The 13,474-nt window shown below is 63.2% G+C and carries 9 protein-coding genes and 1 pseudogene; 6 read left to right on the top strand and 4 right to left on the bottom strand.

Annotated elements, in window-relative coordinates; genetic code table 11:
- Positions 1–2,367, top strand: coding sequence for a phage tail protein (locus N5095_RS03075; RefSeq protein WP_267620945.1), 2,367 nt, complete (start codon positions 1–3; stop codon positions 2,365–2,367).
- 79 nt (positions 2,368–2,446) lie between these two features.
- On the opposite strand, the gene N5095_RS03070 is transcribed toward N5095_RS03075, so the two are convergent.
- The gene (locus N5095_RS03070; protein ID WP_267620943.1) at positions 2,447–3,823 is read right to left on the bottom strand and encodes a hypothetical protein; all 1,377 of its coding nucleotides are present in this window, start codon (positions 3,821–3,823) and stop codon (positions 2,447–2,449) included.
- A gap of 167 nt (positions 3,824–3,990) precedes the next feature.
- On the opposite strand from N5095_RS03070, the gene N5095_RS03065 reads away from it, so the two are divergent.
- The 3 genes and pseudogenes from N5095_RS03065 to N5095_RS03055 all read left to right on the top strand — a co-directional run bounded on the left by N5095_RS03065 (position 3,991) and on the right by N5095_RS03055 (position 8,102).
- The gene (locus N5095_RS03065; protein WP_267620941.1) at positions 3,991–6,393 is read left to right on the top strand and encodes a pentapeptide repeat-containing protein; all 2,403 of its coding nucleotides are present in this window, start codon (positions 3,991–3,993) and stop codon (positions 6,391–6,393) included.
- A 259-nt stretch (positions 6,394–6,652) separates the two neighbouring features.
- Positions 6,653–7,652: pseudogene (locus tag N5095_RS03060) on the top strand (IS630 family transposase).
- A 132-nt stretch (positions 7,653–7,784) separates the two neighbouring features.
- The gene (locus tag N5095_RS03055; protein WP_267620939.1) at positions 7,785–8,102 is read left to right on the top strand and encodes a hypothetical protein; all 318 of its coding nucleotides are present in this window, start codon (positions 7,785–7,787) and stop codon (positions 8,100–8,102) included.
- A 42-nt stretch (positions 8,103–8,144) separates the two neighbouring features.
- Here N5095_RS03055 and N5095_RS03050 read toward each other — a convergent pair whose 3' ends face one another.
- Positions 8,145–8,561: a TRAM domain-containing protein gene (locus N5095_RS03050; RefSeq protein ID WP_267620936.1), complete on the bottom strand. Its 417-nt coding sequence runs from the start codon at positions 8,559–8,561 to the stop codon at positions 8,145–8,147.
- Positions 8,562–8,841: 280 nt separating this feature from the next.
- Between N5095_RS03050 and N5095_RS03045 the strand changes: the two genes are divergently transcribed.
- Together N5095_RS03045 and N5095_RS03040 are read left to right on the top strand one after the other, a co-directional pair.
- Entirely contained in the window at positions 8,842–9,396 is a 555-nt protein-coding gene (locus N5095_RS03045; protein WP_267620934.1) for a metal-dependent hydrolase, read from the top strand.
- 88 nt (positions 9,397–9,484) lie between these two features.
- On the top strand, positions 9,485–9,907 hold the full coding sequence (locus N5095_RS03040; RefSeq protein ID WP_267620932.1) for a hypothetical protein: 423 nt from the start codon (positions 9,485–9,487) through the stop codon (positions 9,905–9,907).
- Between the two features lie 47 nt (positions 9,908–9,954).
- Here the strand turns inward: N5095_RS03040 and N5095_RS03035 are convergent, their stop codons facing one another.
- The gene (locus N5095_RS03035; protein ID WP_267620930.1) at positions 9,955–11,775 is read right to left on the bottom strand and encodes a right-handed parallel beta-helix repeat-containing protein; all 1,821 of its coding nucleotides are present in this window, start codon (positions 11,773–11,775) and stop codon (positions 9,955–9,957) included.
- A gap of 454 nt (positions 11,776–12,229) precedes the next feature.
- Positions 12,230–13,198: a hypothetical protein gene (locus N5095_RS03030; RefSeq protein ID WP_267620928.1), complete on the bottom strand. Its 969-nt coding sequence runs from the start codon at positions 13,196–13,198 to the stop codon at positions 12,230–12,232.
- Positions 13,199–13,474: the final 276 nt, after the last annotated feature.

Raw genomic sequence — 13,474 nt, 5'->3', positions numbered from 1 at the left:
ATGGACGAGTTCACCGTCGTCGACACCCGAACCCGCGCGGAGTGGGAGGCCTGGCAGGTCGGCGACAGAGAAGGCTGGAAGACCGACAACCTCGCGATCACGGACGAGGGAATCACACTCGAGAAGGAGTTCACGGCGACGTACGTCGCACCCGTCACGGTCGAGCGAGGGGAACTCGGCGAACCGCTCGACGTCGACGTCGACTGCCGGGGGACGCTGTACGCGCTCGGGGCGGATGGCGCGCTCCACCGTGCTGTCGGCACCGGCGTGCCGTTCAAGCGACTGGCCTGTGACGGCCTCGGATTCGACCCCGGCGCGAGGCCGACGGCGTGCTGCGTCACGGACGAGACAGTGTACGTCGTTGGGCAGATAGACCCGGCGGGGGAGCCGACCGCGTCGGCCGACATCGACGGGGTCGATAGTGAGTCAAAGGACCGCGGTCGTCGGCGGGCGTATGTCCAGGGGCTGTCCGTACGGCTCCGGCAGACGCGCTGGGTGGTCGAGAGCGCGGACAGCCTACGCTTCAGCGACCCGATCAGGGTCGTCCGCGGACCGAAGGGCGGGTGTTACGTGCTCGACCGCGGATCCGAGGTCGGTGCGGGGTTCGTGGCGAGGATGAACGCTGCCGGGACGGCGACGGTCGTCGTCGAGGGCCTCCAGCGACCACGGGACCTCACCGTCGACGACGAGGGAACGCTCACCGTGCTCGACGTCGACAGGCCCACCGACACCAGAGAGGGTGATGAGGAGGGTCGGCCGGTGCTCATCGGGCGCGCCGTCGTCACCCGAGAAGGAAGTGCCAACGTCGAACGCGTCGACGCCGGGACGACGACGGTCAGTCCGCGTCAACTCCCCGCGTCGGCTGCCTGCATCGAGGCGGTCGAACCGGGCGAGTTCATCATCGGCGTCGTCCCGGACGCAGGGGGTGAGCAGACGCTCTACCGATACACCTGGCGAGAGAGAAGAGTCGAGCCGCTCTCGAGTTTCAAACGGAGCTGTCGTGCGCTGCGTCGAGGGTGCGGCGACGACCCGGGACCACAGCTCTACGCGATCGGTGACGAGCGCACGAACGGTGACCGGGCGTGGGTCGTATACGTCCTCGAACCGACGGAGACGGTCCTGCGCGGACCGAAGGGGTACACGGGCAGTATCGACACGTGGTTCGACTTCGGCGAGATACGGGCGACCTACTACCGGATCGCCCTCGGTCTCGGAGACCAGCCGCCGGGAACGCGCGTCGACCTCCGGTATGCGGTGACCGATCGTGACGTCGCACCTGAGGGCCCCGTCGACGAGGACGGCAACGTCGAACCGGACGACTGCAGGGACGCGAAGGACGAAGACGGCGGCGTCGTCAGGTGGACTCCGGTCGGCGAGTCGAACCCCACCGACGTGCTCGTGAAGGCGAAGGGCCGACAGTACCTCTGGATCCGGATCGACCTCGTCGGAACCCAGTACGCGTCGCCGAGCGTCACCTCGCTGAAGACCTCGCTCACACACGAGTCGTACCTGGAGTACTTGCCGACCATCTACGTCGAGGACGAGGAGGACCCGAAGTTCCTCGAACGCTTCCTCTCCGTCTTCGAGGACACGTTCGGTGACGTCGACCACGGGATCGAGACGCTGACCGAGTACCTCGATCCGGACTCGATCCCGGCGCCGCATCTGTCGTGGCTGGGGTCGTGGCTCGCCACCGCCGAGGACGACGCGTGGACCGACGCGTCGAAGCGGACACTCGTCTCGGAGGCGCCGATCCTGTTCAAGCAACGGGGGACGAGGCGGGGGCTCGCACGGATGCTCGAGATCTACCTCGGAGGAGTCGAGCCGACGCCCGTCCATTGGGCCGTCGCTCCGTGGAGCGACGGCGGTGATGGTGAGGGCGGCGGGGTGGTGCGGGACGGGAGCGAGTCCACGGGAGCGGGCACCTTCTTCTCGCTCGTCGAGTATGGCGACGTCGTCGACGGAGAACGGGCGGAAAGAGCGACCATGAACGGCGAAGAGCGAGCGGTGTGCGAGTCGGACCTCGCGGACGGGCCGCTCGCTGCACCGTTCAGCGACCTGGTCTGCTGTCCACAGGAGTTCGTCGTCGTGCTCGCGCCGACTGTCGGCGAGGAAGCCCGTGGAGTAGTCGAACGGATCGTCGATCAGGAGCGCCCGGCCCACACCGTCGGACGGATCGTTCCGCTGTCGCCGTGGGGCCGACTGGACGGGCACACGTACCTCGGGGTGAACAGCTACCTGCCCCCGGCGGCGTTCGTGGTGGACGAGTCGTACCTCGGTCTGAACTCCGTCGTCGACGGCGGGACGGAGGCACAGCTCGGCTTCGGGTGGGAGGCGAGGCTCGGCGAGGGGCTGAAGCTGTCGTGATCCTCTGGTGGACCGGGTACTGAGAGGAACGAAATCACAAAACGAGTGAGTGCGGAAAGTCGAGATATCGGACTAATCGCTAGTTCTCGTCGTCGTCCTCGCCCTCGTCGTCTTCGACTTCCTCCCCCTCCGGCTGAACCATCTGCTGTGCGAGGTACTCGTGCGAGTACTGTTCCTGGCCGATCGACTGGAACTTCTCTCTGAGGATGTCGTCGTCTTCCGGGATATACGCGCCACACAGTTTGTTCAGCTCGGTCATCAGCGTTCTGAACTCGTCGATGGTGTCAGTCTGCTTCGTCTGCAGGGCTTGAGTGTCGGGTTTCGCGCAAACGTGAATGAGCTTCGCGATGACCTCCGAGTGGATTTTCAGCAGTTCGGCGAGCACGCCGACACACGCCTTCAGCTCCTGTAGCTCGTCTATTTTTCCGGGGTTCACTTCTAGGTTGACCCAGCCCTCGCCCTCACTCTCGTCTGTGGGGGGATTCTGTGTTACGGTAATGGTCTCTGCTTTCGACCGAAGCGTGATGTTTCCGTCGACCCCAATCACCTCGTTGATCGACACCTCATGGGGGTTCGCGTAGTTCGTGGCGTGTCGCGCGAGGACGGCATACAGCATGTCGTTCGAATAGACGAACGGTCGTCTGTCCGCGTCGGACTCGTCGAACTCGTCGCGCTTGTCGGACCTGCTGGACTTGGTGCACTCCTCGAAGTACACGTACTCATTTGACTCCTCATCCCGCTCGAAGATTCCGAGGAGAAGCGAGAAGTCGCCGTACGCTTCGCACCGGAGGGCGTGGTCGTCGTCGTAGAAGTCGCGCGCCATCTCGAACAGCATCGGGTTGGCGTGGTTCTCCGCTCCGTTCTCCTCGTACGCTTCGAACTCCCTCTGCGTCGGGAACGTGATGGACGGGACCATCTTGTGCTCGGTCGGTTCGACCTCCGTGTACGTCACGTCGAACTGCTCGATGACGCGGTTGTAACAGCACCGCTCCTCGCACACGTTCGTGACATCGGGGGCCGGGACGGTGTCAGTGAAACACTCCTTGTAGGTGAGATAGACGGCGATTCGCTCCAGTTCGTCGGTACGGTGGTCCTCGTCGCCGACGTATTTGGCTTCGGTCCACTGCTGGTCGGGGACATTGATCGGTCGTCCCTGGCGGTCGATGGCGAGTCCGGGGTGGACGCACGCCTCGACGTGACCCTCGGTCGTGTCGATCCTGACGTCCGTCTCAAGCCCACAGACGAGTCCCGACCCCAGAACGTGTTGTGAGAGCGTGTGGAGACGGTCCCGGTGGTAGTCTTGCTCCACGCGCATGTCACGGGCGGTCATCAGCTTCCCGTGGAAGTACTCGTTCCGCTCGAATGATCTCGGGTTGGACGCCTCGGACGATTTGGTGGTCGCGTCCGTGACTTCGTCGTCTGTGGACTGTGTACTCATGGTGTTCACCCTCTTCACGCAGTCCACTCAACCTATCTACCCATAAACCTGTGCCATTCATTAATCGTCTAACATCCTGATTGTGAAGTTGTATCGGATTCAAAGACTGATATTTGAGAAATTCATATTCGAATCAATATATCACTAGAGTATAATTATAAGTAGATTCGGAGCGCTCAGTAACCATGGCAGAGAATGAAGACACCACTCGGTGTGGCTACGGCTTTAACATCGGAGACGGAACAAACAATACAGTCCCCGAGTACAAGGTGCCGCCGAAGGGGACACCTTGCTGGGACCACAAGGGCGACAGGGTCGAGTGTACGCGCAGTCCGTGGGGCGGTGACGGCGGTGAGAGCGGCCGCTGCATCTGGCACGCACCGGCAGGAGGTGGCAAACCGAAAAAGCCGCACAACAAACTGGCCGAGGAACTGGGGAAGGAACCGATACCGGTTGTCCTCGACGGGATGGACCTCCGAGAGCACGAACTGACCGACAAGCTCGCACTCACGGACGTCCGCGCGTCGATGGCGAAGCTGTCGGGAGCGAACCTCGCAGGGGCAGACCTCTTGAACGCGAGCCTCCCGTACGCTGAGCTCGGCGGCGCGAACCTCTCGAAGGCAAAGCTCGACGGTGCCGACCTTTCGGGGGCGACGAGTGTTGATGTGGGGGGGCACACGACACCCGTCGACCTGCGGGAGGCGTCGATGGTGGGAGCGACCATCTCGGGGGCGGACTTCAGATCTGCCGACCTCTCGCAGGCCACACTCACGAGCGCGGACCTCTCGGGGATGGCTCTCTCGAAGGGGACGCTTGACGACCTCAAGGAGGAACAGGCGAAGTGCGCCGAGACGGACGAAGACGAGGAAGAGACGACCACCTACCCCGAAGGGACGACTGTCCTCACGGGGGCGACCCTAACCGGGGCGACTCTCGACGAGGCGAAGCTCTCGGGGACGTACCTCGACGGTGCGGACCTCTCGGGTGCCTCGCTCGCCAAGGCCCACCTGTGGGGAACGAAGTTGACCAAGGGGGCGAACCTCGCGAACGCGAAGTTGCCAGAGGCGGTCCTGTCGGGTGCCGACCTCAGTGGAGCGGACCTTCGCTTCGCCAACTTCACCAAAGCACGGTTCGTCCACGATACGAGCCTGGTCGGAGCGAACCTCTCCGAGGCGGTCCTCTCCGAGGCAGGGGTGTTCGACGTTGTCCTCCGAGAGCCCGCGAGCAAAGAGGAGGACACAACACACGGGAGTTCGAGCGTCAGTCAGCAGACCGAGCTGGAGGACGAGGAAGAGCCCGCAAGCAAAGAGGAGGACACGACTGCGGCGAACGACGCGACATTCGCCGCCGCGAAGTTCACCAAGACGACGCTCTGGGGGAGGGATCCCCAGACGGGGGAGGAGAAGAAGGGGATCAACCTCTCGAACAAGAACCTCCAGAAGGCGGACTTCACCGACGCGTCGCTGCCCCGAGCGGACCTCACCGGGGCGGACCTCTCGCAGGCCACGCTCACGAACGCTGACCTCTCCGGGGCGACGCTCAGGAAGACGAACCTTGAGTACGCGGTCTGTACTGGGACGGACTTTTCGGGTGCGAAGTTCCACGAGGAGGTGAACTTTTCCGAGGCGAAACTCGACGGTGCGAATCTCTCGAACGTGACTGCGAGTCGGGGGTCGTATCCAGACCTCTCTGGTGTCGATTTGACCGGGGCGAACCTCTCACACGCGGTGCTGTACAAGGTCGATCTCTCGAAGGCGACGCTGACTGACGCCACCCTCAGGAACGCCGATCTCGACGGAGCGAAGATGTCGAAAGCCGTCCTCAAGAACGCCGACCTCAGAGGTGCAACCCTGACGCAGGTGAAGAGCAACTACGGTGACTTCACCGGCGCGAAGCTCCAGCGGGCGAACCTCGGTGGGGCTGCGTTGCTCGAAGCGACGTTCACGAACGCGATGCTCCAGCACGCCGTCTTCGAGATGGAAAAACAGGAGACGACGCTCAAGCGGAGCAACCTCACCGGCGCGGACCTGTTCGGCGCGCGCCTCGCCGGAGTCGACCTCTCGCAGGCGGTCTGCGAGAACGCGAACCTCTCCGAGGCGAACCTCTCGAACGCAGACCTCACCGAGGCGAAGATGGCCGACGCGAACCTCCAACACACGATCCTTACGGGAGCCACGCTCACGCAGACGGACCTCGCCGGAGCCGACCTCGTCGAGGCGAACTTCGAGGGGGCAGACCTCAAAGAGGCGGTAATTACCGGCGGACAGCTGCGTCACGCGAACCTCAGAGCCACCGTACTCCAGAAGGACATCAAGGCAACGGGAACGGACTTCACGGACGCGGACCTCCGGTTCGTTGACCTCACCGACACGGCGAATGGGGCCACCGACCTCACCGACACCGTGTTCACCAACGCCGACCTCCAGCACGTCGCGCTCTCGTCCGTGGACAAACTCGACGAAGCGTACAACAGTGCGGACGACGCGAAGAGAGACTGGTACATCAGGGAACAGGAGGCCAAGGCGGAAGACGACGGAGAGGGCGAAGGGGACGAGGAGAGCGAGATGATGAGTCCCTCTACCGACTGATACTGGTCCCACGTCGACGAGACGTGTCTATTTTATATATATATATTCTTAGAATTTAAATACGAGTCGACATCGAGAATAGCGTAGCTGATCGCTGTGTATCCCCGGCACTGTCTAGTTACTTGACTTCGCAGGTTTATCGAGGTAAGTGGTCTAGAGTGACCGATGCTGCCGATTACGTCGCACCTCTCCTGCACTGCTCCGATTGACGAGCTACAGTAGGCGTTAGAACTTTCTGCCCGGACGTTAGTGGTCACTCATGGACCATCTCGACGAAATCTCTGTCGAGGAACTTCAGCGAGCGCTCAACGAAGTTGAAGGAAATACGCCGACACAACGGCTTACCGCAGCAATTGCGTACAAAAACGGAGTCACGCAAACCGAACTTGCTGAGTGGTACGGGGTCCAGAGACGAACGATCTACAGCTGGCTCAAGCGGCTCGAAACAGAGCCGCTTGAGCAGGCTGTTCAGGACGATTATCGGTCGGGAAGACCGCGTAGGCTTACCGAAAGGCAACAGAAGCAATTGGAACAAACGCTTCAACAGCAACCAACTGAAGCAGAAATCGACGCGCCGGCGTGGACGCCGGCGCTTCTCGCCGGATTCCTCAAAGAAACGTTCGACGTTGAGTACTCAATCCCCAGTTGTCGGCGGTTGATGAAAGAGGCGGGATTGAGCTATCAAAAGCCTCGTCGAACAGCCGCCGAAGCTGAGCCTGAAGATCGAGACGGGTTTCACGACGAACTCAAAAAAAGCGAAAAGAGATGGACGCCACGGTAGTTTGTATCGCCAAGCTAAGAAACCCGTGCAATTTGAGCCGCGTGCCGCGTGGTTTCCGCGCGGCACGCGGCCATCGGTCGAACTTTCTGGACAACGTGACTGGACGTGTTTGCTCGGCACGATCACCGAAGACGGTGATCGCTTCTTTTCACGATTCGAAGAGTACGTGACCACCGAACACGCAAATCATTTCATACTCGCATTTCATGAATAATTCCAAGAAGATGTGATTGTAGTACTCGACGGCACACCGTATTTCCGGGCGTCGTCCGTCACGGACCTGACGGCCCGTAACGACCTTGCCCTCGTGAGATTGCCAGCGTATTCTCCCGAGTTAAACCCGGTTGAAGAGTGCTGGAGAGAACTGAAAGACGCTCTTAGCAATCGATTCTTCGATTCTCTGGACGAACTCAACGCCGCGATCGATGACGCACTCAGTAAAATCTCTGTTCCAAATATGAGTAATTACTTTTGCTAACTGCTATAGAACGGGGTCGATTCATATGAGGTCCACTTACTGAGCAAAATCGTCGTGATTCACTACAGCCACTGTCAAAATATTTATTAGTATTAATTACTTGAATTTGTCTAATGGATAGGGACGTAGCAAATGGACGATGAACTCCAACGCTTGCGTGAGCAACATCCGAAATTGTACGGGGCGCTGCTATCGAGCCTCGAGGAAGTTCTCGAGGGAGTCGAGTCTTGCTCACGTCCGTATCCGTCTGGGCGACAGGTTCGGGACGCCGTCCAGTCACCAACCACAGACGTGCGGAACTACGGACAGGCGCTCACCAGTCTGGTCAAGTTGGGCATTATCGACATCTACACCGAACGGGCAAACTCGAACCGCTACGACCTCACAAATACTGATTACTCTCGGCTTCGGCTGCTCGAAGAATGTATTGCGGCCGATCTCGAGGGATAGTGTCCGAACGCTCGAGGGCACTATCCAGTCGGGGTCAGGAACCTACGACTCCTCAGCGACGATATCGGCGAAGGCAACGTTGTCACGGACAGTGTGAACCTCGACGGCAAGGGTTTCGCCCGGCTGCCCGCCGTCGATGATGATGACGTACCCACGGTCGACCTTCGCGATACCGTCGCCTTGTTCACCGAGCGTCTCGATTTCAACCTCGATTACATCCCCCTCGTCAACCGGGGGTCCCTGTTGTTGCCGTGACCCTACTCGTTGCGAGGATTCTGGGTTCTCCCTAGCCGACTGTGACACAGATTCGTGAGTGAGTATCCCGATGCGATACAACTCGTCCGGAGAGATATTTCCAGATTCGATTTCCTGGCGTGGAATCTCGATCAGATACGAGTCGTCTTGCTCGGAGACAGAGGCGCTGAACAGGCACTGAAGTGAATCAGAAATCTCGACCATCGACGTATTGCTCGGTCTGTTGTGGGAGCTACGTATAGGTGTATGATTCTATCGTTTGTCAGCGGCACAGACAGCAGGTACTCACGATTAGATTCAGCGCTCTGCATCGGGCGACGGTATCGTCAAGAATCTAATTCATAGATTAACCATATTGGCAGAGCACGTATGAGGAAAGAGTACAAGCAACAGGTGGCAACGGTCGGCACTCGCACTCCCAATCCCCCTAGGAGCGGTGTCAGTTCCGAAAGCTACATCGGGGACTGTCCCGCTCGTCGAAACGATGTGGCCGTTCGGACACTGGGGCGTCGGCTATCTCCTCTACGCCGCGTTCAGCCGCTCGGCGTACCGCCGTTCGTCCACCGGCCCCGAGGCCCTACTCCTGACGATTGGCACACAGTTCCCGGACCTCGTCGACAAGCCGCTCGCCTGGAGCTTCGGGGTCATCCCGAGCGGGCGCTCGCTCACCCACTCCCTGTTCGCCGCGGCCCTGCTCGTCGCGCTCGCGATTCTGGTGACCGACCGGTACGGCCGACGCGAGTACGGCGTCGCGTTCGGCGTCGGTACCGTCGTCCACTCACTCACCGACGGCGTCGCCGCCGTCGTCGCCAGGGAGTTCGCCGACCTCAGCTACCTGCTGTGGCCCGTGCTTGCGACGCCGGAGTACGAGACGGAAAAGAGCTTCATGGCACACTTCGCGCAGTTCTCCCTCGACGGAGCCGTCGCCGTCCAACTCGGGCTCTTCTTCGCCGGGCTGGTCGTCTGGTACGCTGACGGTAAACCCGGACTTGAGACCGTCCGGCTCTCGGCTCGCCGGGCCGTCGACCGAACCCGGTGACGGTCACCACGGGAACGGACCTATCGACGGTCGAACCGCCGACCGGCGCGCCACCGTAGCTAACCGTTCAGGCGTGGTACCGTACAGCATGCGCAACCACCTCCGCACAGCCGCTACCCGCGTCCCTCGCTGGACTCCGTTCGTCTTCCTCGCACCGGACCGCTACGTCGCCGACGGCGAGTTCTGGGCCGAGTTCGACTTCCGGACGTGGTCGCGTCGCGGGTACGAGTGGGTGAGTGACCCCTGGAACGGGTTCCGGGACGTCGCGAAGCGCCCGCGGGAGACGCTCGCTGAGGGCCGCGGCGACTGCGAGGACTACGCGCTCGTCGCGGCGTCGTGGGCCCGGGCACGGGGACACGAGGGCGTCGGCCTCGGGTTCTGTCTCGAGTCGCCGTACCCCTGGCCGAGACACGCCATCGCCTACGACGACCGGTTCGTCTACTCGTCGGGACGTATCTTCGTGGGTCGGTCGAGGAGTGGGTCGAGGGGTCGAGGTACGTGTTCTGTCTGAAGCGACCGATTCGCGGAGGGTGAGCGCTGTGTGAGAGCGTCTCGGCCTCAGAAGTCCGCCGAGGTGAGCTTCCGGCCGTCGACCCACAGCGTCAGCTCTGGCGCCCCCGAGAGCACTTCGACGTCCGTGAGGAACCCGGAGAACTCGTAGTTGTCCGAGTACCAGTTCACCGACCCCTCCGCGACCTTCTCGAACGCCCCGTCACCTTCGGCGGCCTCGACGTTGTCCGTCCCGCGGATGGCGCCCGAGACCTGCAGGCGGTAGTCGGTGCGGTCGCCGGGACCGATGACAGACAGCTCCGAGGGGAGTCCGGTCGACTCCGTTGAGAAGGGAGACGAGAAGTCACTCGGGGCGTATCTCTCGCCGTCGACCCAAATGTCGATACTCGAGTCCCCCGAGACGACGTCGAACGTCTGGAGGTCGCCGGTGAACCGGTAGTTGTCGGACATCCACTTCACGTTCCCGCTGGCGGACGCGCGGCCGGCCCAGTCTTCGCCGCTCGCGTCCTCGAGGTTGTCGCTCGGCGAGAGCGCACCCGACACCGAGAGGTGGTAGTCGGTCGAGTTCCCCGTCCCGACGACGGCCATCTCGCTGACCGGGAGGAGCGCCTCGCCGTCGACGCCGACCCGGTCCGGGAGCGCCTCGCCGAGGCGGTTCTCGGTCTTCGCGATGCCGGCTTCGGCGAAGCTGTTCACGTCCTCGACGGGGCTCCGAATCCAGAAGGCCGTGCCCATCTCGTTGTCGAAGCGCTCCCGGTCGGACCACGTCGGGTACGCGAGCAGGTTCCGCTCGATGGCGCCGGCGTCGCGGGGGACACCGCGGATGCCGACCGCTCCACGTTTGGTGTTCGACTTGCGCACGTCCGTCCCGTGCAGGAACGTGTTGTTCCGGACGGTGAGACGGGTCCCGGCGCCGGCGTCGGCCGGGTCGCCCGTGATCTCCGAGTGGTCGTGCATGTCGAACCGGTGGTGGACGGCGTGCTCGCCGACGAGGTTGTGCTCGGCGTGGTACGAACAGCCGGTCTTTCCGTCGCCCGCGATAGCGTGGCGGTTGTGGTCGAAGTAGTTGTGGTGGATGTACGGCTCCCCCTGGAACACGACGACCCCGTAGCCGAGCCAGTAACAGGCGTTGTCGACGAACTCGTTGTGGTGGACGTGGAGGTTCGTCGGGTAGTCGTCGTCGGTCGCGTGCCGACCGACCTCGATACCGGCGTGGAGCGCCCCGCGGAGCACGCAGTTGTCGATTTCGACGTCGTCCGCCTCGACCCCGACGGAGGTCGCCGTGATGAGCGTCTCCCAATCGGACTTCGTGACGTAGTGGGTCCACGGCGTCTCGAACCGGACGCCGGTGATGCGAGCGCCGTCGCCGACGACGCGGACGAGCGGCTGTTTCTCCTGTGCGGTGTACAGCACGGCCCCGTTCCCCGAGACCCCGCGTCCGGACGCGAGCGTCACGTCCGTCCCGAGTTCGACCGCCTCGTCGTAACCGAGGTCGGTGTGCGTGAAGTCGAACGTCGTCTCGGCGAGCCAGATGACGTCCCCCGGCCCGGCGGCGTCCGCAGCGTCCATCAGCTCCCCGGGCGACTCGACGACGACCGTCGCGTCCGTCCGCCGGACCGTCGGGCCGGCGGTGAGCGTCCCCATCGGCCCGTCGTACGCCGTGCCGGCCACGGCCTCGTACCCGTCGCCCCCGCCGAGCGGCCGGGCGTGCCCGAGGAGCGCCGGCGGTTCGTACTCGTAGGTCGTCGGCTCCGTACCCGTACTCCCGGTCGTCTCCGCCCGACCAAGCGTCGCCCCGTTTGAGAGTAACCCGTACCCGGCGACCGTCGAGACCGCAGCCCTGGACAGATACCCTCGTCGTGAAACCATACGATAACAGAAATTCAGTATTTCCTATATTAGTTGTGACTGGATTATCAACGAAGATAATCAGGGAGGAGTGTCGGGCGGTCCACGTGGTCGAGCGGACGGCGACGCCCGAGAGGTGGTAGGCGAACGGCGGCGACAGACACGGAAGCCGGGTGCTCAGTTCGGCGCAGTCGACGTGAGGTGGTCACGCTCTCTACAGGATAGGCGACCGGGTGTGGGAGGGGGCCGACGGTCGCGTCGGCTTCGTCCTCGCCCTCGTTCTCGACGGTGCCGACGGTCAGTTCGAAAACGTCGTGCCGTTCGAGGACGTCCCAGCGCGGGCCTGACCGAGGGTCTCCAAGACTTCCTCGCCTGTCACGCCGGCTACGAGCCTCGCCGACACGACGGCGACGGGCCGTAGCGAGGCGGTTCCCGGAGGACTTCGATTCCCGGGCGGGTCCGAGGTCGCCGACGGCTACGACGCCGTCGTCGTCGACTCCCGCACGAAGAGCGAGGTATAGTACACCTGCCCCCGATAGCGGACGAGATACGTCCCCGAGGCGGACTGTGCGTCAGCGTCCCGCTCGGTCGGCTCGTCGTCGACCTCCCCGTCGCGCAGCTCCGAGAGCCGCGGCACCTGCTCGTGCTCGCGGAACCGGGCCGCGAGTCGGGACATCGCCTCGGGCACCGCCTCGTCGGGCGGAGCGGTGTAGCCACCCTCGTCCGATATCGCCGTCTCGACGATTTCGCGCTCCCCGTTTTCCAGCCCCGAGAGCGTGAACGCGTACCGCTCTCGTAGCGTCTCGCCGAGGTCGGCGGCGGATTCGTACAGCAGTTCGGCCGTGTACCGGTACGTGTGCAGCGGCCGGTCGTACGACCCGTCGACGGTGAACCGACCGCGGGTCTCCGAGTCCCACTCGATTATCGGTCGCTCGGGGTCGGGGACGAGCGCCGACGCCGGAATCTCGTCGTCGAGGTACAGCATCGTCGTGCCGAATCCGAGGAACTCGCCGTCCCACCCCCGCGCCTCGAACTTCCGACGGTCGACGGCCGGGAGCGCCTCGAATCGGACGACCTCGGCGGGGTCGGGGTCGCCGTCGGCGGGGTTCAACGTAATCTGAAAGCTCGTCGACGGCGTCGACGAGACGACCTCGTGGGCGAGTTCGTACACCGCGCCGGCGTAAACGAACGGCACACCCTCGGGAAGGGGCGGCTCCGTCCGCTCGACCGTCGCCGACCCGTTCGCGACCGTATCGCGAATCAGGGTGTATCGGTCCCCGTTCCCTTCCTCGGCGAGGTCGCTCGTCACCCGCTCGACGACTGCCGCGTCGGTGACGGGGTCCATCGAGAGCGAGGCGCTCGGGGAGCGGGCACACCCGGTACACCCCCCGGCCGCGGCGACCGCCAGCGCCGCCCCGCTCGCGAGAAACCGTCGTCGGTTCATGCCCTCCGATTCGCCTCCTTCAGGAAAAGTGACACGGAGGGACAAGCACCGGTTTCAGTCTCGGCGTCGGCGGCCGGCACCACCGGTCCGTACGACACTGACACACCGAGTCGACCGACCGGCGCGAGAGTCCGTCGGACAGGTGGCAGACGTCATCGTCGACTCCACTTCGAGGACCGGAGGTCGAGACGGAACGGCCGGGCCGAGCGTTCCGAGGGCAGTATCCATCGACCGACGGCGTCGCGACCCGACCGTTCTGTCGGGCAGAGAGATTTA

The sequence above is a fragment of the Halobium salinum genome (genome assembly GCF_026586625.1).
Classification (GTDB): Archaea; Halobacteriota; Halobacteria; order Halobacteriales; family Haloferacaceae; genus Halobium; species Halobium salinum.
The sequence above is the reverse complement of the archived record's forward strand: the minus strand, read 5'-3'. Positions and strand labels throughout refer to the sequence as shown.

Coding starts and splice junctions, on each gene's coding strand:
- N5095_RS03055 (WP_267620939.1), top strand. CDS start 7,785: ATGGACGATGAACTCCAACGCTTGCGTGAGCAACATCCGAAATTGTAC.
- N5095_RS03050 (WP_267620936.1), bottom strand. CDS start 8,561: ATGGTCGAGATTTCTGATTCACTTCAGTGCCTGTTCAGCGCCTCTGTC.
- N5095_RS03035 (WP_267620930.1), bottom strand. CDS start 11,775: ATGGTTTCACGACGAGGGTATCTGTCCAGGGCTGCGGTCTCGACGGTC.
- N5095_RS03065 (WP_267620941.1), top strand. CDS start 3,991: ATGGCAGAGAATGAAGACACCACTCGGTGTGGCTACGGCTTTAACATC.
- N5095_RS03045 (WP_267620934.1), top strand. CDS start 8,842: ATGTGGCCGTTCGGACACTGGGGCGTCGGCTATCTCCTCTACGCCGCG.
- N5095_RS03030 (WP_267620928.1), bottom strand. CDS start 13,198: ATGAACCGACGACGGTTTCTCGCGAGCGGGGCGGCGCTGGCGGTCGCC.
- N5095_RS03040 (WP_267620932.1), top strand. CDS start 9,485: ATGCGCAACCACCTCCGCACAGCCGCTACCCGCGTCCCTCGCTGGACT.
- N5095_RS03075 (WP_267620945.1), top strand. CDS start 1: ATGGACGAGTTCACCGTCGTCGACACCCGAACCCGCGCGGAGTGGGAG.